This window comes from Celeribacter sp. PS-C1 (assembly GCF_019429625.1).
GTDB lineage: Bacteria > Pseudomonadota > Alphaproteobacteria > Rhodobacterales > Rhodobacteraceae > Celeribacter.
In genome coordinates this window covers 1-17,795 of sequence record NZ_JAHXRW010000001.1, presented here as the reverse complement: position 1 = coordinate 17,795, position 17,795 = coordinate 1, and the positions used below count along the sequence as shown (strand labels likewise).

The window sequence follows — 17,795 nt, the reverse complement described above, 5'->3', positions numbered from 1 at the left end:
CCTAGTGGTATGAATTCTCCGACACGCAACATAAGCCAAGAGACCCCGCGCCCCGTTATTCGTCAGCTTGACGAGGGCGCGATCAACCGTATTGCGGCGGGTGAGGTGGTCGAACGGCCTGCCTCCGCTGTCAAAGAGCTTGCTGAAAATGCCATCGACGCCGGCGCGCGGCGGATCGAAGTGGACTATGCCGATGGCGGCAAGACGCTCATCCGTGTCACGGACGATGGCTGCGGGATGACGGCGGATGACCTGCCTCTCGCGCTGTCGCGCCATGCCACATCGAAGATCGACGGTTCCGATTTGCTCGACATTCACACCTTTGGCTTTCGCGGCGAGGCTTTGCCCTCTCTGGGTGCTGTCGGTCGGTTGAAAATCACCTCGCGCGCCGAAGGGGCCGAGGGCGTGACGCTCTCCGTGTCGGGCGGCAAGATGGAACCGGTGAAACCCGCTGCCCTCACCCGTGGCACCGTGGTCGAGCTGCGCGATCTGTTTTACGCCACGCCCGCGCGGCTCAAATTTCTGCGCACCGACCGGGCGGAGTCACAGGCGATTTCCGATGTGATCAAGCGTCTCGCCATGGCCGAACCCTATGTCGGCTTTACCCTGCGCGATGTCTCGGGCGGCGGCGAGGGGCGTGTGACCTTCCGCGCCGATCCGCAATCGGGCGATATGTTCGACGCGCTGCATGGGCGGCTCGCCACGGTGTTGGGCAAAGATTTCGCGGAAAATGCGCTGGCGATTGACGCGGAACGCGAGGGGCTAACGCTCACCGGATATGCCGCTTTGCCGACCTATTCGCGCGGCTCTGCCGTGGCGCAGTATCTGTTCGTCAACGGGCGTCCTGTGCGGGACAAATTGCTTGTTGGCGCGTTGCGGGGTGCCTATTTTGACTTCCTGTCGCGCGACCGGCATCCTGCGGCGTGCCTGTTCATCGATTGCGATCCGCATCTGGTGGACGTCAACGTGCACCCAGCGAAATCCGAGGTGCGGTTCCGGGAGCCGGGCCTCGCGCGCGGGCTGATCATTTCCGCGCTGCGCCATGCTTTGGCCGAAGCCGGGCATCGTGCCTCGACCACGGTCGCCAATGCAACGCTTGGCGCGATGCGGCCCGAAGTGACCGAGCCGCGTGTCTATCAAATGGACCGCCCGTCACAGAATTATTCCGCGCCCTATCGTCCATCCTCCGAGGTGGTGGAGCAAAGTTACAGCTGGCAAGCGCCGGAACGTCCCGAGCCGATGACCACCCCGGGCTTCGCTGAGATGTCCGTGCCCTCGGCACGCATGGAAGAGGTCGACGCGGCGCCCGTGACAGAGGCTTTGCCTTTAGGCGCTGCCCGCGCGCAGGTGCATGAAAATTACATCATCGCCCAGACCGAACGCGGCATCGTCATCGTCGATCAGCACGCCGCACATGAGCGTTTGGTCTATGAAAAGCTGAAACATCAGATGGCCGAACATGGGGTCAAGGCGCAGGCGCTTTTGATCCCGGAGATTGTCGAACTCTCTGCCAATGATGCGCAGATGCTTTTGGATCTGGCGGAGGATCTGTCCAAGCTGGGTCTTGGCATCGAGCCTTTCGGCGGCGGGGCCATTGCCGTGCGCGAGACGCCTGCCATTTTGGGGCGTGTCGACGCCAAGGCGATGATCGAGGACATTCTCGATGAGCTCTCCGATCTGGGCGACAGCTTCACGGTGCAGGCCAAAATCGAAGCGGTTCTGTCGCGTGTGGCCTGTCATGGTTCGATCCGCTCAGGGCGCCGAATGCACGCCGAAGAGATGAATGCGCTTTTACGCGAGATGGAGGCCACACCGCACTCCGGGCAATGCAACCACGGTCGGCCCACCTATGTGGAGCTGAAACTTTCCGACATAGAACGGCTTTTCGGACGCACATGACACTCGATTTTTCCGATCCCCTCACACTGGCCGCCGTGATCGGCGGGGCGGTGTTTCTGGTCTTTTTCATGCTTCTGATCGTGGTGCTGAAACGCTCCGGTGAAGCGGCGAAGATGGCGTTGCCGATTGCGCAACAGATGAGCCAGCTTGGACAGCGGGTGCAGATGCTTTCTGACGGGCAACAACAACTTGCCGGTGGCCTGACCCATGTCTCCGAGGCGCAAGTGGCGTCGCAGACCAAGATGCTGGAGCTGATGGAAAAGCGGCTGGCCTTGGTGACCGAGACGATGAACGTGAACCTGCAAGGCTCGGCGCAGCGGACCGCGAAGTCCTTGGGCGCGTTGCAGGAGCGGCTGGAGACCATCGACAAGGCGCAGGCCAATATCGAAAAGCTGTCGGGCAATGTGCTGTCGCTTCAGGACATCCTGTCGAACAAGCAAACGCGCGGGGCGTTCGGGGAAATTCAACTGAACGACATCGTCGGCAAGGCCTTGCCGCGCGACAGCTATACGCTTCAGGCGACTCTGTCGAACGGGCGTCGGGCGGACTGTTTGATCCACCTGCCGAACCCTCCCGGACCGATTGCCATCGACAGTAAATTCCCGCTGGAGGCCTATGAGGCGCTTCGCCGTGCCGACACGCAATGGGAACTCAACGAGGCCGCGAAACTGATGCGGCAGGCGGTGAAGAAACACATCGCCGATATTTCCGAGAAATATATACTTGAGGGTGAAACAGCCGACGGCGCTTTGATGTTCTTGCCGTCCGAGGCGGTATACGCAGAACTTCACGCCAATTTTCCGGAACTGGTGCGCGAGGGGTTCGAGAAACGGGTCTGGATCGTTTCGCCGACCACCTGCATGGCAACGCTCAACACGATGCGCGCGATTCTCAAGGATGCGCGGATGCGTGAACAGGCGGGCGCCATTCGCAAGGAATTGTCGCTTTTGCACGCCGATGTCGAACGTCTCGGCACCCGTGTCGGCAATCTCGATCGGCATTTCGGACAGGCCGCAAAAGATCTCGAAGACATCAAAATTTCGGCCGAGAAGGCGGGCAAACGTGCTCATCGCCTCGACAATTTCGATTTCGAGGAACTGGCGAATGATGCCGCGCCTGCAACCCCTGCGACGCTTGTGCAGAAATCGTAAAGCGCGCTTCTCAAACCTGATTCTTTGACTTAGGTCATGTGCCGAAACAGATGTAAGATGCACACTCAGTCAGACGAATGGAGGACCCCTGTCATGGATATCAGCCCGCACAAAGTTGCTTTTGTCATCGTGCGCGCGCGCGAGCTTGGGGCAAAAGTCGGTCGTTGGGATACGCCATCGGATGATGCCGATGGGGATACGATCCTTGAATCCCGCCCGTCGGATGGAACGGGACGCGAATTGCAAAGCTTCATCCGCGGTTTGAACGAGGATGAGAAAGCCGCGCTTGTGGCGATCATGTGGATCGGTCGCGAGACCTTCGATGATTACGCCGAAGCCTTCGAAACAGCGAAACAAGAGGCCGTCGGCCCGACCGAGAAATACCTCTTGGGCATCCCGCTTTTGCCCGATTACCTCGAGGACGGGCTGGAAAGCCTCGGCGTGGATACGTCCGAGATCGAGGACGAGATTTATCGCAAAGTCTGAGGACCTCACGAGAGATTTTTCAGAGGGCGCTGCGCGATTGCGTGGCGCCTTTTCTGTTCGAGAGTGCCGAGGGCCGGATTACACAGCATCGTGTGCAATGGCACACATTTCCTTTTGAATAAAAGAGCTTAGGTCATGCGATGTGGCTGGCACGAAAGGTGCGAAAGCCCACGTCCCTGCGGCGCCGATATGTGGCCGGCAGGGGCAAGATTGATTTAAAAGGAGACCTCCCCATGAAAGCTCTTAGGTTCTACGCCGCGAAAGATCTTCGCATCGAAGAGATTGACGATATTCCCCAGCCGGGGCCCGGGCAGGTGGCGATCAAGAACAAATATGTCGGCATTTGCGGCACCGACCTGCATGAATATGTCGCCGGTCCGATTTTCGTGCCCTCAGAGCCGCATCCCTTTACCAAAGCGCAAGCCCCGCAGGTTCTGGGCCATGAGTTCAGCGGCGAAGTGACCGCCGTGGGCGAAGGTGTGACCCATGTGAAGCCGGGCGATCGCGTGTCGGTGCAACCGCTTGTGATGCCGCGTTCGGGCGATTATTTCGCCGACCGTGGGTTGTTCCATCTGAGCGAAGATCTGGCGCTAGTGGGCCTGAGCTGGATGTCCGGCGGTATGGCCGAAGCGGCCATCGTGAACGATTACAACGCTGTGAAAATTCCCGACAACATGAGCTGGGAAGAGGGTGCGCTGGTCGAGCCGACGGCTGTGGCAGTCTATGCCTGTGAACGTGGCGAAGTGACTGCGGGTGACAGTGTTCTCGTGACTGGTGCGGGCCCGATTGGCATGCTGGCAATGCTCTCGGCGAAAGCCTATGGGGCCACGAAAATCTTCCTCTCGGATGTGAATGAAACCCGTCTGAAACTCGCGCGTGAGATCATGCCAGAAGTCATCACCTTTAACCCGATGAAGGATGACGTGGTGGCTGAGATTCGTGCCCAGACCGAGGGTGGCGTTGGCTGTGACAAAGTGATCGAGGCCTCGGGCAACGAAGCCGCGCTCAACACCGGGCTTCAGGCTGTGCGCAAACAGGGCACGATTGTTCAGGTCGGTCTGCACACCAAGGACAGCAAGCTGCATTGGCATGATGTGACCTTCAAAGACGTCGACGTGCGCGGCGCCTGGGCTTATCCGACGCATTACTGGCCGAAGGTGGTCGATCTGATCGCGTCGGGTGCGATTCCGGCGGAGAAAGTCGTGACCAAGAAAATCGTGCTGGACGATGCCGTGACCGAAGGGTTCGACGCGTTGCTTGACGCTTCTGGTGAACACGTCAAAATTCTGATCGATGTGACGAAATAAGCAAAGTGATCTCGGGCGCGCTCTTTTGAGTGCGCCCGTCATCCGTTTCCGCACTCTGAAGACACAAAAAAACCGCCCGAAAATCGAGCGGCTTTTTTTAGGTGATCGCTGCTGATCTTAGCCCTGACGGGCTTTGAAGCGGCGCTGCGTCTTGTTGATCACGTACACGCGGCCTTTACGGCGCACGACGCGGCAGTCGCGGTGCCGGTTCTTCAGCGAACGAAGCGAGTTACGAACTTTCATGTCCAGTCTCCTTGTCGCGGCGCCTGCGTGCGCCAGTTAAAACCAATCTGACCGGTCGGATGGTGGGCGTAACAAGGTTCGAACTTGTGACCCCTTCGATGTCAACGAAGTGCTCTACCACTGAGCTATACGCCCGTCCGTCCGTCCGTGGGAAACTGCGCCTTATTCGATGTTTCGCAAGCTGTTGGGCGAGCGGCGTAACGAACAAGACGCGGGCATTTCCCGCGTCAGTCCGTGGGCGTATAAAAGGAGTCGGATGATTGTTCAAGAGCTTTTGACAGAGATTTTCGGGCAAGCCGCGTGTTTCTCTGGTTCACAGGTCGCTTCTGCCAGAGAAAAGGGCGGCGAGCGAGGTATTTTGGATGAGTTTTTTTCATGAAATGAAGGTCTTCGGATTTTTATAAAAGTCCCTATACTCATGTCTTGAAAGGACTTTAGATGATCCCAGCCCCCTATCTTTTGCAGCGACCCGAGCAGAGAACTTCCTCTGTCGTCTTTGCGTCGCCGCACAGCGGGCGGGCTTATCCGAAAGAGATGTTGGCGCATGGGCTGTTGGATGCGTTGCAGTTGCGCTCCTCCGAAGATGCCCATGTGGATCGTATTTTTTCGCGTGTGCCGGAATTCGGTGCCGTTTTGATGTCCGCGACCTATCCAAGGGCCTGGGTCGATCTCAATCGCCGCTCTGACGAGTTGGACCCCGCGCTCATTGAGGGCGTGCCGCGTGTCGGAATGAACCCGCGGATCGCCTCAGGGCTTGGGGTGATTCCGCGCGTGGTTTCAGGTGGGCGGGCGATTTATCGCGGCAAAATGAGCCGGGCCGCCGCGCAGGACCGGTTGGATCAGGTCTGGACGCCCTATCATCGGCTTTTGCAATCCGTGCTCGAAGAATCGCATGCGCTTTTCGGACAGGCGATTCTCATTGATTGCCACTCCATGCCGCGCGAGGCCCTGTCGACGGTGCGAACCGGACAAAAGAAACGTCCCGAGATCATCATCGGAGATCGCTATGGCGCCTCTGCACGCCCCGACATCGTGAAAGCGGTCGAATCGGCGTTTCGTGCGCAGGGTTTCGTGGTTTCACGCAATGTACCCTTCGCAGGCGCCTATGTGACGCAGCATTACGGGCGCCCCTCGCGCCAGTTTCACGCCATTCAGGTCGAGATTGATCGCTCGCTTTATATGAATGAGGCGACACTTGAGCCGCGCCGCGATTTTGCGGCGTTTCGCGACCGGATCACGGCGGCGGTTCGGATCATCACGGAGATCGGCACGGAACGACTGCCGCTGGCGGCGGAATAATCGCTTTCAGCGCAGCGCGCGGCCTTTCACAATTGCATCTGCGCCAAACCTTTTCCGGATTTCATCGCTGGCGCGTTCCGCTTTTGCGCGCTTGGCGGCGTCCGGATCGAGCAAGTCGGGCGAGAGATCGGCCTGCGAGGCGGGCACGAGATCGGAAATGCCGACGCCGATCAGGCGAAACGGCCCCTGATCCAAAGCGGGGATCAGCAAATCGCGCGCGGTGCGGAACATTTTGTCCGCGATATTCGTCGGCTCATGCAGTGTCACACGCCGCGTCAGGCTGGCGTGATTGGCGCGTTTGAGTTTGAGTGTCACGACCCGGCCCGCGATCTCCTTGGCTTTGCTGCGGTCCGAGACCTTTTGTGCCAGCCGCCAGAGATGACCTTCGAGCTGGTCGAGCGTGGCGATGTCCTCGGAAAATGTGGTCTCATTCGAGATGGATTTGACCGGGCGATGGGCCGAGATGCGGCGCTTGTCCTCGCCGCGCGCCAGATGCCAGAGCCGGTCGCCCATAGCGCCAAAGCGATGGTGTAGATCGTCTTTTTCCCAACGCCGCAAATCTGTGAAGGTGCGAATGCCCGCCTTCTCCAGCGCGCCGCGCGTTGCCTGACCGACGCCCCAGATGAGACTCACAGGCTTGTCGGCGAGAAAGTCCATCGTCTCCGCCTGACCGATCACGGAAAAGCCGCGGGGTTTATCCAGATCGGAGGCGATCTTGGCGAGGAACTTGTTGTGCGACAGTCCGATGGAGCCGGTCAGCTGCAATTCATCGCGCATCCGCTTCACCAGACGGGCCAGCATGACGGCGGGCGGTTGGCCATGGAGTTTCGTGGTGCCGGTCAGGTCCATGAAAGCCTCGTCCAGAGACAAAGGCTCCACATCCGGCGTCAGCTCGTTCATCATGTCGCGAATCTCGCGCGAGGCGGCAACATAGGCCTCCATACGGGGTTTCACGATGACGGCTTCGGGGCAAAGGGCGAGCGCCTTGAACATCGGCATGGCGGAGCGCACGCCTTTGATGCGCGCAATGTAACAGGCGGTGGTCACCACGCCGCGTTTGCCACCCCCGACGATCACTGGTTTGTCGCGCAGCTCCGGGTTGTCGCGTTTCTCGACCGAGGCGTAAAACGCATCGCAATCCATATGCGCAATCGACAGCTTGAACAGCTCAGGATGCGTCAAAACACGCGGTCGCCCACAGGCCGGACAGCGCGGGCCGGTCTCAAATGTTGTCAGACAATCGCGGCATATGGCGGGCATGTTTTGCTTCCTTGATGCGCACACATCCTATACCCATCAGATCAGAGGGGCCATGTGCCTCGTGATATCAGTTTGGGGGAAGGTTTCTCATGAATTCCATTGATCCGCTTCAGTTTTTGAACGGGGGCAACATTGTCACCCTGGCTCTGGCGGCCTTTGTCATCCTGCTCGTTCTCAAGGGTGTGCGCATCGTGCCGCAATCCGAGAAATACGTCGTCGAACGCTTTGGCCGTTTGCGCACCGTTTTGGGGCCGGGGATTAACTTTATCGTGCCTCTGATTGATGTGGTGGCGCATAAAATCTCCATCCTCGAACGTCAGCTGCCGAATGCGCTGCAGGATGCGATCACTTCGGACAACGTGTTGGTCAAGGTTGAAACCTCCGTGTTCTATCGCATCATCGAGCCGGAAAAGACCGTGTACCGTATTCGCGACATCGACGGCGCAATTGCCACAACAGTAGCGGGGATCGTGCGGGCCGAGATCGGTAAGATGGAACTTGATGAGGTGCAATCGAACCGCTCGCAATTGATTTCCACCATCAAATCCTCTGTTGAAGAGCAGGTGGACAACTGGGGCATCGAGGTGACGCGCGCCGAGGTGCTTGATGTAAACCTTGATGAGGCGACCCGCGCCGCAATGTTGCAACAGCTTAATGCAGAACGTGCCCGTCGCGCTGCCGTGACTGAGGCCGAGGGTGAAAAGCGCTCTGTCGAGCTGAACGCCGACGCGCAGCTTTACGCCGCAGAGCAAGCCGCCAAGGCCCGTCGCGTGCAAGCTGAAGCCGAAGCCTATGCAACCGCTGTCGTGGCCGAGGCCATTACGGACCACGGTATCGAATCCGCGCAATACCAAGTGGCGCTGAAGCAGGTTGAGGCCTTGGTTGCGCTTGGCGCGGGGCCGGGGCAGCAGACCGTTGTCGTGCCCGCGGCAGCCCTTGAGGCCTTTGGCAACGCGTTCAAACTCTTTGGCGGCAAATCCTGATGGAGACACCTGCCATGGAAAACGTCATGCTGTTGCAGCAATGGTGGGTTTGGGCGGTGGCGGCCATCGCCCTCATGGGGCTCGAAATTCTGGTGCCGGGGTTCATTTTTCTGGGCTTCGGTGTGGGCGCAGGGATTGTGGCGCTTTTGCTCGCGCTGGGCCTGTTCGGCAGCAACATCGCCGTGATTCTTCTGATCTTCGCCGTGCTGTCTTTGATTGCATGGCTCGCCATGCGCCAAGTGTTTGGCGTGCGCAAAGGTCAGGTGAAAATCTGGGACAAGGACATCAATGACGATGTCTGAGGGTTTTGGCCCCTTCGATGGGGCCAAGATCGCCATTTTGCGGGGCGATAAGGTTCTGACGCTGTTGCGCGATGATCGCCCCGACATTCCCTACCCCAATCACTGGGACCTGCCAGGTGGCGGACGCGAAGGGAACGAGACGCCTTTCGAGACCGTGGCCCGCGAATTGTTTGAGGAACTGTCCTTAAAGATCGAGCCTGCACATGTGATCTATCAGGTCGAGGAACAGGGCCACACCGATCCGAACTCCAAGGTGTACTTCTTCGTCGCCCGATGGGAGGCGCTCACCGACGCGGCCATCCGTTTGGGCGATGAAGGTCAAGCGTGGGGTTGGATGCCTTTAGAGGATTTTGTGCGCCGGGACGACGCGGTGATCTCCCTGCGTCAGCGGCTGGAACGCTACATCCTCTGGCGGGACCGGAACTGATCCGGGAACTTTGCCGCGTGTCTTTGCGTTGTTTCCCTGAATGGAAATGAAACGCAAAGGAAAAGCTCATGGCACAAAATGAGACTTACAACCAAAGCTCCGGCAACGGTGGTCTGTACTTTATTCTTGGCGCAGTGGTCGTTGTTCTGGGCGTGATCCTCTACGTGGTCATGGGCGGTGACACGACGCCGATGACAACGGAGACCGGCGAAGGAGCCTCCGTGACGATCAACAACGATGCGCCGGACAACGGTGGCTCTGCCACTGTGACAACTGAGGAACCCGCCGCAGATGACGCGCAGCCTGCGGAATAAGCCTACACATATCTAAAAGAAACGGCGCCCTGTGAGGCGCCGTTTTTGTGTCAGGCTTTGGAAATTTCGTCCTGAATGTCCAGCGCAGCCTTGCGCGGGTCCTTGGCCTGCCAGATCGGGCGGCCGACGACGATGTGGTCGACCCCGTCCTGAATGGCCTGCGCCGGGGTGGCGACGCGTTTCTGATCGCCAAGGGCAGCCCCCGCCGGACGTACGCCGGGGGTGACGATGAGCTTGCCCGCCGCTTCGGGCAGGGCACGGATCAATGCGGCTTCTTGCGGCGAGGCGATGATGCCATCGGCGCCAGCGGCAAAAGCATTGCCCGCACGCTCCTGCACCAGATCGCGAATCTCGCCCTCTTTGATCAGCGCACCATCAAGATCGGCGCGGTCCAGAGAGGTCAGGATGGTGACGGCGAGGATTTTCGTTTGCGACCCGGAGGCGCCTTCTTTGGCGGCTTTGACCACATAGGGGTCGCCATGCACGGTCAGGAAATCCATGTCATATTGCGCCACGCCGCGCACGGCGTTTTCGACCGTCGCGCCGATGTCGAAGAATTTCATATCGAGGAAAATCTTTTTCCCCTGTTCCTGTTTCAACTCGTTGGCCAGCGCAAAGCCGCCGCCCGTCAGCATGCCAAGCCCGATCTTGTAGAAAGACACGGCGTCCCCAATGCGATTGGCCAGTTCCAGCCCCTGCACCACGTTGGGAACGTCGAGGGCAACAATCAGTCGGTCGTCTGCGGTCATGTCTGCGGCGGTCATGGGGCATATCCTTTAAAAGACAGGTTGCCCCTCCATCCGCATTTATACCTGTGGGGTCAAGCCCTAGGGTCCCGCACGCGGGATCGTTTGCTTATGCTGTCAATCGCCCGCTGTCGGCGGCCGTGTCCGCCACGCGCTTGAGATGCGCGAGGTTGACACCGCGCCCGCGCGCCCGCAGCGCTCGTGCTCGCAGAACGAGCCCTCGCGAGATGGTTTTGAAATTGGCGGTGATCGGTGCCTTGATGTCGACAGGGTAGGTGACTTTCTCGAAGGCCTCATGAAAGACGACCTTTGCCTCATAGCGCTGGTCGGCGGCATTATAGGTGAGGCCCTGAACTTCTGCTCCATAGCTTTGCATGGTCTGAACTCCTTGCGTGCTGTTTTGATACCAACGCGGCCAGCCCGATTTTGTTCCAATTTTGCAACAGGTCCTCTTGCGGGGGGCGGGCGCGATCCCCATTTAGGAGTGGAAGGCCCCGACCCTCATGCGTGCCGCAAAGCGGGCGCGGAAATCCAAACGGGGCGCTTGGAAGAGGAGAGACGGTATGAACATGGAAAAGTTCACCGAACGGTCGCGTGGTTTCCTTCAAGCTGCGCAAACGATCGCGATGCGGGAGAGCCATCAGGCGCTGAAACCCGAACATCTTTTGAAGGCTTTGCTTGATGATGAAGAGGGCTTTGCCGCCAACCTGATTTCGAATGCAGGGGGCGATGCGAAAGCTGTGCTGGCCGCCAATGAGGCTGCTGTAAATAAAATCCCGAAGGTCTCCGGCGACAGCGGTCAGACCTATCTGGACCAACAGACCGCGAAAGTGCTCGATGAGGCCGAAAAGCTTGCCAAGAAGGCAGGCGACAGTTTCGTGCCGGTCGAACGTGTGTTGACGGCTTTGGCGATCACCAAATCTGGCGCGAAAGATGCGCTGGAGGCCGGTGGTGTCTCGGCGCAGAAACTCAACGCCGCGATCAACAATATTCGTAAGGGCCGCACTGCCGACAGTGCCTCCGCCGAAGACGGCTATGAGGCGCTGAAGAAATATGCGCGCGACCTGACCGAGGCCGCTGAGGAAGGCAAGATCGACCCCATTATCGGCCGCGACGAAGAAATTCGCCGCTCGATGCAGGTTCTGTCGCGTCGGACCAAGAACAACCCTGTTCTCATTGGCGAGCCGGGTGTGGGTAAAACCGCGATTGCCGAAGGTCTTGCTTTGCGGATCATCAACGGTGACGTGCCCGAGAGCCTGAAGAACAAGCGTCTTCTGGCGCTTGATATGGGCGCGCTGATTGCCGGTGCGAAATATCGTGGTGAATTCGAGGAACGTCTGAAATCCATCCTGAAAGAGATCGAGGCCGCCGCTGGCGAAATCATTCTCTTCATCGACGAAATGCACACGCTTGTGGGCGCGGGCAAATCGGACGGGGCGATGGATGCCGCCAACCTGATCAAACCTGCGCTGGCGCGTGGGGAGCTTCACTGTGTGGGCGCGACCACCCTCGATGAATACCGCAAGTATGTGGAAAAAGACGCGGCTCTGGCCCGCCGCTTCCAGCCTGTGATGGTTGAGGAGCCGACGGTCGAGGATACGGTCTCTATCCTGCGGGGTATCAAAGAGAAGTACGAACTTCACCACGGGGTGCGGATTTCCGACAGCGCCTTGGTTGCGGCGGCGACGCTCAGCCATCGCTACATCACGGACCGGTTCCTGCCGGACAAGGCCATCGACCTTGTCGATGAGGCGGCATCGCGTCTGCGGATGGAAGTGGACTCGAAACCCGAAGAGCTTGATGCACTCGATCGTCAGATCCTTCAGCTTCAGATTGAAGCCGAAGCCTTGAAAAAAGAGGATGACGACGCGTCCCAACATCGTCTGGCCAAACTCGAACAAGAGTTGGCCGATCTCATGGAGAAATCCGATGCAATGACGGCGAAATGGGAAGCGGAGCGTCAGAAACTCGAAGGCGCGCGTGATCTCAAGGAACAGTTGGACCAAGCCCGTGCGGCTCTGGAAATCGCCAAACGCGAAGGCAATCTGGCGAAAGCCGGTGAGCTGAGCTACGGCGTGATCCCGCAGCTTGAAAAACAGCTTGCGGAGGCCGAAGCCGCCGAAGCCGATCTCGATGGGGAGCTCATGGTCGAAGAGGCCGTGCGTCCCGAACAGATCGCTGAAGTGGTCGAACGCTGGACCGGGATTCCGACGTCGAAGATGCTTGAAGGTGAGCGGGAGAAACTCCTGCGGATGGAAGAAGGCCTGCACAAACGGGTCATCGGTCAGGAAGCCGCCGTACATGCCGTTGCCAATGCGGTGCGCCGTGCGCGGGCGGGTCTCAATGACGAAAACCGTCCGCTGGGCTCCTTCCTCTTCCTCGGGCCGACGGGTGTCGGGAAAACCGAGCTGACGAAAGCGGTCGCGGAGTTCCTGTTTGACGACGATACGGCGATGGTCCGCATCGACATGTCCGAGTTCATGGAGAAACACGCGGTGGCCCGTCTGATCGGCGCGCCTCCGGGTTATGTTGGCTATGACGAAGGCGGGGTTTTGACCGAAGCCGTGCGGCGCCGGCCCTATCAGGTAGTGCTGTTCGATGAAGTCGAAAAGGCGCATCCGGATGTGTTCAACGTGCTGTTGCAGGTCTTGGACGATGGTGTGCTGACCGATGGTCAGGGCCGCACCGTGGACTTTAAACAGACGCTGATCATCCTGACGTCGAACCTCGGGTCGCAGGCGCTGAGCCAGTTGCCCGAAGGTGCGGACAGTTCGGTCGCCAAACGCGACGTGATGGACGCGGTGCGGGCGCATTTCCGCCCCGAGTTCCTTAACCGTCTCGATGAGACGATCATCTTTGATCGCCTTGGCCGTCATGACATGGGCGGGATCGTTGAGATCCAGCTGGCGCGGCTCGAAAAACGTCTGGCGAAACGCAACATTTCGCTGGCGATTGATGAGGGCGCCAAAACCTGGCTTGCCGACGAAGGCTATGACCCGGTGTTTGGTGCACGTCCGTTGAAACGCGTGATCCAACGCGCGTTGCAGGACCCGCTGGCCGAGTTGCTGCTCGCGGGCGATGTCAAGGATGGCGATGCGATCCCGGTCTCTGCCGGTTCGGATGGGCTGATCCTCGGCGAACGCTCGGGCGCCACGCATAAGCCGAAGCCGGATGATGCCGTCGTCCACTAAGGACATCGGACAAAAGATAAGAGGGCGGCCCTTCGGGGCCGCCTTTTTTGTTCGTTAGGGCCGGATGTAGCTGTAGCCGTCTTCCTGTAGAAGCACGAGCCGTGCGACACCGGATTCGACCACGGTCGCTTCCTCCAAAATTTCCAGCGGACGGTCGAGGTTTTTGCTCATGTTCCTGAGTGTATTGCCACAGGCGGAGAATTGGATGTCGTCATATTCCAGCGCCATCGTCTCGATCCGGTCGGCGACCGGACTTTGCCCTTTCAGGAACATCTGAAGCCCCGGACCGTAGGCCACGATCTCCAAGACCACTTCATCGCCGATGGACTGGAAATAGTTGCGGGCGTTGTTCGCATTGTTGAGCGCCATGTTCATCAGGCGCATGTCGCTCTCGTCGATATGGATGGCGATCTTATGGGTGATGCCTTCGGCCATGGCAAAACCTGACGAAAGTAAAAGGGCCAAGCAAAAGGCCAGTGTGCGTCGCATCGAAATATTCCTCCCTATTTATGTGTTGAGCCTAAGCAGACCGGAGCAAGCCTGTCACGCTGCAGTGCAGGATGTGGAGCGCAGCTCAAGTTTGCGCTAACGAATTGGGAATACCGGTTGTCTTCTGCGCCTCCTGTGTCAGGGTCGGGCCAAAGGACTTGGCAAGCAAAGAGGTAATCCATGACCGTCTGGCATTGGGCAATGATGGCGCTTCAGGTTTTGGCGTTGGTGTTCGTTGTGGCGATCGGGGTGATCGCCTTGGTGGCGATTGCGCTTTATGTGATCGACAAACGACAGACCCGTGACGCGATCCTGCGGAACTATCCGGTGATCGGCCATTTTCGGCACTGGTTCTCAACACTGGGCGAATTCTTCCGTCAGTATTTCTTTGCCATGGACCGCGAGGAGATGCCGTTCAACCGGGCGCAGAGGGATTGGATTTATCGGGCCTCCGACGGCAAGGGCAACACGGTGGCCTTCGGGTCGACGCGCTCTCTGTCCATCCCCGGCACGCCGATTTTCATGAACGCCGCCTTTCCGCCGCTCGACGACCAATTTGCGACAACGGACCCGATGACCATCGGTCAGCATTGCCGCGTGCCTTATAATGCCACGTCGATTTTCAATATCTCCGGCATGTCCTATGGCGCGATTTCCAAGCCTGCGGTGCTCGCGCTCTCGAAAGGTGCGAAAGAGGCGGGGATTTGGCTCAACACCGGGGAAGGAGGGCTGTCGCCCTTCCATCTCGAAGGGGGCGCGGATCTGGTTTATCAGATCGGCACTGCGAAATACGGCATTCGCGATGAAAACGGCAATCTTGATGACGACAAGCTGCGCGCCATGGCGGCGCATGAGCAGGTCAAGATGTTCGAGATCAAACTGTCGCAGGGTGCCAAGCCCGGTAAGGGCGGCATTCTGCCCGCCGCCAAGATCACGCCGGAGATTGCGCAAATCCGTGGCCTGCGTCCGGGTGAGGACGGGATTTCCCCGAACCGCCACCGTGAAGTGGATGACTTCAACGACCTGTTGGATTTCATCAACCACATCCGCGACGTGACCGGCAAGCCGGTCGGCTTCAAATTCGTGGTCGGCTCCTCGCGGCCTTGGGCCAAGTTCTTTGAGCTGATCAAAGAGCGCGGCGATGAATATGCGCCGGACTTTATCACCATTGATGGCGGCGAGGGCGGCACGGGGGCGGCGCCGATGCCGCTCATCGACCTCGTGGGCATGCCCATCAAGGAGGCGCTTATTCGTATTGTGGACCTGCGCGACAAATACGGTCTGCATGATCGGATTCGGATTGTGGCCGCCGGCAAGCTTGTGAACCCGGCCGATGTGGCTTGGGCGATCTGTGCGGGCGCTGACTTTGTCTGTTCCGCGCGGGGCTTCATGTTCTCTCTGGGCTGTATTCAGGCCTTGAAGTGCAACAAGAACACCTGTCCCACCGGCATCACCACCCACGACCCGCATTTGCAGGCCGGTCTCGTGGTGCATGACAAATATAAGAAAGTGGCGGCCTATGCGAAAACCACAACCAAAGAGCTTGAGATGATCGCCCACTCCGTCGGGGTGCTTGAGCCGCGCCAGATGCGGCGGCGCCATGTGCGGATCGTTCAGGCGGACGGGACCTCAATTCCGCTGGATCGGATTGTGCCGAGTTTCCATCGCGAAGAAGCGGAAAGTTACAAAGTTCCAACGTAGTTGTGAGATGAGTTTGGTTTGTGGTGGCGAGCTTCCGCGCTAGCGTCTGAGTAACGCACAGGAGGAAGTCATGTCGGCCAAGTACAATCTGCCCTATTCGCATGTGACGCCGGAAACGGTCTATCTCAACCGCCGTGCCATGATGGCCGGGTTTGCCGGAGCGGGTCTTTTGGCGGCGACGGGCGCCCAAGCACAGGACGTGCCCGACTTCGAGATCAAAGGGTTCGACACCACCGAGACGCCGAATACATTCGAAGAGATCACCAGTTACAACAATTTCTACGAATTCGGCACGGGCAAAGAAGACCCGATGCGCAATGCGCATACGCTGACGACGGATCCTTGGTCGGTCGAGATCGACGGCATGGTCGAGCGGCCCGGCTCCTACGGTTTGGGCGATATTCTGGCGAAGGTCGACATCGACGAGCGCATCTACCGGTTCCGCTGTGTTGAGGCCTGGTCGATGGTCATTCCGTGGAACGGGTTCGAGTTGAACCAATTGCTTAATCTCGCGGGCGTTCAGCCCTCCGCCAAATATGTGCGCTTCGAAACCCTCTTTCGCCCCGAGGAAATGCCGGGGCAGCGGCGGCCTATTCTGGACTGGCCCTATGTCGAGGGGCTGCGTCTCGATGAGGCAATGCATCCGCTGACGATCATGGCGACCGGGCTCTATGGTCAGGAGTTGCCAAATCAGAACGGCGCGCCGCTGCGGTTGGTGGTGCCGTGGAAATACGGGTTCAAGTCGATCAAGTCGGTTGTGAAGATCACGCTGCAAGAAGAGCAGCCGGTGAACACGTGGAAAGCGACGAACCACCGCGAGTATGGATTCTATTCCAATGTGAACCCGGAAGTGAGCCACCCGCGTTGGTCGCAGGCCACGGAACGGCGTATCGGTGGCGGGCTCTTTGCCTCTCGCATCGCGACGGTGAAATTCAACGGCTATGAGGAGCAGGTCGGCGATCTCTATCGCGGTCTGGACCTGACGAAGAACTACTGATGATCGGCCGCCTCAACCACCTCGCGCGCAAACTCCCGACTTGGCCGCTCTATATTGGTGCCCTGATCCCGCCCGCATGGTATTTCTATGCGGGCCTCACCGGCCAGTTGGGTGTCGATCCCGTCAAAGCGATGGAGCACAAGATCGGGCTCTTGGGGCTTCAGGTCCTGATCGCCTCTCTTTGTGTGACGCCTTTGCGCCTTCACCTCGGGTTGAACCTCATCAAATTCCGCCGCGCGCTGGGCTTGATCGCCTTCTTCTATATCGTTCTGCATCTCACGGTCTGGATCGTGCTCGATGTGCAGATCATGTCCCAGATCATCGCGGACATCTATAAGCGTCCCTATATTACGATTGGTATGGTGGCTTTCGTGCTGATGATCCCCTTGGCCGCGACCTCCTATAATGCCGCAATCCGCAAACTCGGTCGGAATTGGCGCCAGCTGCACAAGCTGGTCTATCCGGCGGTGCTCTTGGGGGGGGTGCATTTCGTGATGCTGCGCAAAGGCTGGCAGTTGGAGCCTCTGCTCTATGTCGCGGCGATTGTCGTGCTTTTGTTTCTGCGTGTGCCGATGCGGCGCAAAGTGATGCGTCCGACCTAAGCGATTCCATGAGATTTGCCCGTATGTGCCGTGAGTCGCGAAGCGAGTCGCCTGATTCACGCCTGATTCATCCCGATCTTAGGGGGTGAATCGCGGAGTTTCGGCAAGCGGATACCAAATGTTGCGTGAAGCTATGTGGGTAACCGCAATTCATTTCGTTAGCGCCTTAGATATTGCTCTGCGGTGAGTCCCCTATTTTCTCTTTTTCTGTATTTTCCTATGATTTTTATGTAGTTATATCAGTGGCTTGTTTGATTTTGGGGTTGAGTTGTCACTTTTCTTATAAAAAGCGCTTGCGGGTTCTGGGTGTTCGCCTTAGAACCCCCTTCACCGGCGGCGCAGACAGCGCAGCACGGGACGCCAGACGGACTGGCCGGGGTGCTCGAGAGGGTGACTTG

The 17,795-nt window shown here is 58.7% G+C and carries 19 protein-coding genes and 1 tRNA gene; 14 read left to right on the top strand and 6 right to left on the bottom strand.

Annotated elements, in window-relative coordinates; translation table 11 throughout:
* The first annotated feature begins 9 nt into the window (after nt 1-9).
* From mutL to J5Y17_RS00080, 4 genes are all read left to right on the top strand, one after another.
* Nucleotides 10-1,899, top strand: a complete 1,890-nt coding sequence (gene mutL, locus J5Y17_RS00095; RefSeq protein ID WP_219783181.1) for a DNA mismatch repair endonuclease MutL — start codon at nt 10-12, stop codon at nt 1,897-1,899.
* Nucleotides 1,896-3,050 (top strand): DNA recombination protein RmuC, encoded by a 1,155-nt coding sequence (locus J5Y17_RS00090; protein WP_219783180.1) that lies wholly within the window; start codon nt 1,896-1,898, stop codon nt 3,048-3,050. The genes mutL and J5Y17_RS00090 overlap by 4 nt, the downstream gene beginning before the upstream one ends.
* Nucleotides 3,051-3,143: 93 nt before the next feature.
* Entirely contained in the window at nt 3,144-3,536 is a 393-nt protein-coding gene (locus J5Y17_RS00085) for a DUF3775 domain-containing protein (protein WP_219783179.1), read from the top strand.
* Nucleotides 3,537-3,769: 233 nt separating this feature from the next.
* Nucleotides 3,770-4,843: a 2,3-butanediol dehydrogenase gene (locus J5Y17_RS00080; protein ID WP_219783178.1), complete on the top strand. Its 1,074-nt coding sequence runs from the start codon at nt 3,770-3,772 to the stop codon at nt 4,841-4,843.
* A gap of 117 nt (nt 4,844-4,960) precedes the next feature.
* Here the strand turns inward: J5Y17_RS00080 and ykgO are convergent, their stop codons facing one another.
* Entirely contained in the window at nt 4,961-5,086 is a 126-nt protein-coding gene (ykgO, locus tag J5Y17_RS00075; protein ID WP_005850168.1) for a type B 50S ribosomal protein L36, read from the bottom strand.
* Nucleotides 5,087-5,146: 60 nt separating this feature from the next.
* Nucleotides 5,147-5,221 (bottom strand) — tRNA-Val (locus J5Y17_RS00070).
* 121 nt (nt 5,222-5,342) lie between these two features.
* Between J5Y17_RS00070 and J5Y17_RS19100 the strand changes: the two genes are divergently transcribed.
* Both J5Y17_RS19100 and J5Y17_RS00065 read left to right on the top strand, forming a co-directional pair.
* Complete coding sequence (locus tag J5Y17_RS19100) at nt 5,343-5,465, top strand: hypothetical protein (RefSeq protein ID WP_255571759.1); 123 nt, start codon at nt 5,343-5,345, stop codon at nt 5,463-5,465.
* Between the two features lie 59 nt (nt 5,466-5,524).
* Nucleotides 5,525-6,385, top strand: coding sequence for an N-formylglutamate amidohydrolase (locus J5Y17_RS00065; protein ID WP_219783177.1), 861 nt, complete (start codon nt 5,525-5,527; stop codon nt 6,383-6,385).
* A gap of 6 nt (nt 6,386-6,391) precedes the next feature.
* Here the strand turns inward: J5Y17_RS00065 and J5Y17_RS00060 are convergent, their stop codons facing one another.
* Nucleotides 6,392-7,645, bottom strand: coding sequence for a DNA polymerase IV (locus J5Y17_RS00060; protein WP_219783176.1), 1,254 nt, complete (start codon nt 7,643-7,645; stop codon nt 6,392-6,394).
* A gap of 89 nt (nt 7,646-7,734) precedes the next feature.
* Here J5Y17_RS00060 and J5Y17_RS00055 point away from each other — a divergent pair, with 89 nt between their 5' ends.
* The 4 genes from J5Y17_RS00055 (at nt 7,735) to J5Y17_RS00040 (ending at nt 9,671) form a co-directional block, all read left to right on the top strand.
* Nucleotides 7,735-8,628: an SPFH domain-containing protein gene (locus J5Y17_RS00055; RefSeq protein ID WP_219783175.1), complete on the top strand. Its 894-nt coding sequence runs from the start codon at nt 7,735-7,737 to the stop codon at nt 8,626-8,628.
* A 14-nt stretch (nt 8,629-8,642) separates the two neighbouring features.
* Nucleotides 8,643-8,930: an NfeD family protein gene (locus tag J5Y17_RS00050; protein ID WP_219783174.1), complete on the top strand. Its 288-nt coding sequence runs from the start codon at nt 8,643-8,645 to the stop codon at nt 8,928-8,930.
* Nucleotides 8,917-9,357 (top strand): NUDIX hydrolase, encoded by a 441-nt coding sequence (locus J5Y17_RS00045; protein ID WP_219783173.1) that lies wholly within the window; start codon nt 8,917-8,919, stop codon nt 9,355-9,357. Before J5Y17_RS00050 ends, J5Y17_RS00045 begins: the two co-directional genes overlap by 14 nt.
* A gap of 68 nt (nt 9,358-9,425) precedes the next feature.
* Nucleotides 9,426-9,671: a hypothetical protein gene (locus J5Y17_RS00040; protein WP_219783172.1), complete on the top strand. Its 246-nt coding sequence runs from the start codon at nt 9,426-9,428 to the stop codon at nt 9,669-9,671.
* 50 nt (nt 9,672-9,721) lie between these two features.
* On the opposite strand, the gene pyrF is transcribed toward J5Y17_RS00040, so the two are convergent.
* Nucleotides 9,722-10,435, bottom strand: a complete 714-nt coding sequence (gene pyrF / locus J5Y17_RS00035; protein WP_255571758.1) for an orotidine-5'-phosphate decarboxylase — start codon at nt 10,433-10,435, stop codon at nt 9,722-9,724.
* A 91-nt stretch (nt 10,436-10,526) separates the two neighbouring features.
* Nucleotides 10,527-10,793: a hypothetical protein gene (locus J5Y17_RS00030; RefSeq protein WP_219783171.1), complete on the bottom strand. Its 267-nt coding sequence runs from the start codon at nt 10,791-10,793 to the stop codon at nt 10,527-10,529.
* Nucleotides 10,794-10,980: 187 nt separating this feature from the next.
* Between J5Y17_RS00030 and clpB the strand changes: the two genes are divergently transcribed.
* A complete protein-coding gene (gene clpB, locus J5Y17_RS00025; RefSeq protein WP_219783170.1) occupies nt 10,981-13,608 on the top strand; it encodes an ATP-dependent chaperone ClpB in 2,628 nt (875 codons plus the stop codon).
* Between the two features lie 54 nt (nt 13,609-13,662).
* On the opposite strand, the gene J5Y17_RS00020 is transcribed toward clpB, so the two are convergent.
* Nucleotides 13,663-14,097: a DsrE family protein gene (locus J5Y17_RS00020; protein ID WP_219783169.1), complete on the bottom strand. Its 435-nt coding sequence runs from the start codon at nt 14,095-14,097 to the stop codon at nt 13,663-13,665.
* Between the two features lie 180 nt (nt 14,098-14,277).
* Between J5Y17_RS00020 and J5Y17_RS00015 the strand changes: the two genes are divergently transcribed.
* The 3 genes from J5Y17_RS00015 to msrQ all read left to right on the top strand — a co-directional run bounded on the left by J5Y17_RS00015 (nt 14,278) and on the right by msrQ (nt 17,397).
* Nucleotides 14,278-15,798 carry an FMN-binding glutamate synthase family protein gene (locus tag J5Y17_RS00015; RefSeq protein ID WP_219783168.1) on the top strand — a complete coding sequence of 507 codons (1,521 nt, stop codon included), beginning with the start codon at nt 14,278-14,280 and terminating at the stop codon, nt 15,796-15,798.
* 70 nt (nt 15,799-15,868) lie between these two features.
* Nucleotides 15,869-16,795 carry a protein-methionine-sulfoxide reductase catalytic subunit MsrP gene (msrP, locus tag J5Y17_RS00010; protein ID WP_219783167.1) on the top strand — a complete coding sequence of 309 codons (927 nt, stop codon included), beginning with the start codon at nt 15,869-15,871 and terminating at the stop codon, nt 16,793-16,795.
* Nucleotides 16,795-17,397 (top strand): protein-methionine-sulfoxide reductase heme-binding subunit MsrQ, encoded by a 603-nt coding sequence (gene msrQ / locus J5Y17_RS00005; protein ID WP_219783166.1) that lies wholly within the window; start codon nt 16,795-16,797, stop codon nt 17,395-17,397. The genes msrP and msrQ overlap by 1 nt, the downstream gene beginning before the upstream one ends.
* Nucleotides 17,398-17,795: the final 398 nt, after the last annotated feature.

Bases quoted from the DNA above. Each gene is read 5' to 3' on its own strand.
- mutL (WP_219783181.1), top strand. From the start codon at position 10: ATGAATTCTCCGACACGCAACATAAGCCAAGAGACCCCGCGCCCCGTT.
- J5Y17_RS00090 (WP_219783180.1), top strand. From the start codon at position 1,896: ATGACACTCGATTTTTCCGATCCCCTCACACTGGCCGCCGTGATCGGC.
- J5Y17_RS00085 (WP_219783179.1), top strand. From the start codon at position 3,144: ATGGATATCAGCCCGCACAAAGTTGCTTTTGTCATCGTGCGCGCGCGC.
- J5Y17_RS00080 (WP_219783178.1), top strand. From the start codon at position 3,770: ATGAAAGCTCTTAGGTTCTACGCCGCGAAAGATCTTCGCATCGAAGAG.
- ykgO (WP_005850168.1), bottom strand. From the start codon at position 5,086: ATGAAAGTTCGTAACTCGCTTCGTTCGCTGAAGAACCGGCACCGCGAC.
- J5Y17_RS19100 (WP_255571759.1), top strand. From the start codon at position 5,343: ATGATTGTTCAAGAGCTTTTGACAGAGATTTTCGGGCAAGCCGCGTGT.
- J5Y17_RS00065 (WP_219783177.1), top strand. From the start codon at position 5,525: ATGATCCCAGCCCCCTATCTTTTGCAGCGACCCGAGCAGAGAACTTCC.
- J5Y17_RS00060 (WP_219783176.1), bottom strand. From the start codon at position 7,645: ATGCCCGCCATATGCCGCGATTGTCTGACAACATTTGAGACCGGCCCG.
- J5Y17_RS00055 (WP_219783175.1), top strand. From the start codon at position 7,735: ATGAATTCCATTGATCCGCTTCAGTTTTTGAACGGGGGCAACATTGTC.
- J5Y17_RS00050 (WP_219783174.1), top strand. From the start codon at position 8,643: ATGGAAAACGTCATGCTGTTGCAGCAATGGTGGGTTTGGGCGGTGGCG.
- J5Y17_RS00045 (WP_219783173.1), top strand. From the start codon at position 8,917: ATGACGATGTCTGAGGGTTTTGGCCCCTTCGATGGGGCCAAGATCGCC.
- J5Y17_RS00040 (WP_219783172.1), top strand. From the start codon at position 9,426: ATGGCACAAAATGAGACTTACAACCAAAGCTCCGGCAACGGTGGTCTG.
- pyrF (WP_255571758.1), bottom strand. From the start codon at position 10,435: ATGACCGCCGCAGACATGACCGCAGACGACCGACTGATTGTTGCCCTC.
- J5Y17_RS00030 (WP_219783171.1), bottom strand. From the start codon at position 10,793: ATGCAAAGCTATGGAGCAGAAGTTCAGGGCCTCACCTATAATGCCGCC.
- clpB (WP_219783170.1), top strand. From the start codon at position 10,981: ATGAACATGGAAAAGTTCACCGAACGGTCGCGTGGTTTCCTTCAAGCT.
- J5Y17_RS00020 (WP_219783169.1), bottom strand. From the start codon at position 14,097: ATGCGACGCACACTGGCCTTTTGCTTGGCCCTTTTACTTTCGTCAGGT.
- J5Y17_RS00015 (WP_219783168.1), top strand. From the start codon at position 14,278: ATGACCGTCTGGCATTGGGCAATGATGGCGCTTCAGGTTTTGGCGTTG.
- msrP (WP_219783167.1), top strand. From the start codon at position 15,869: ATGTCGGCCAAGTACAATCTGCCCTATTCGCATGTGACGCCGGAAACG.
- msrQ (WP_219783166.1), top strand. From the start codon at position 16,795: ATGATCGGCCGCCTCAACCACCTCGCGCGCAAACTCCCGACTTGGCCG.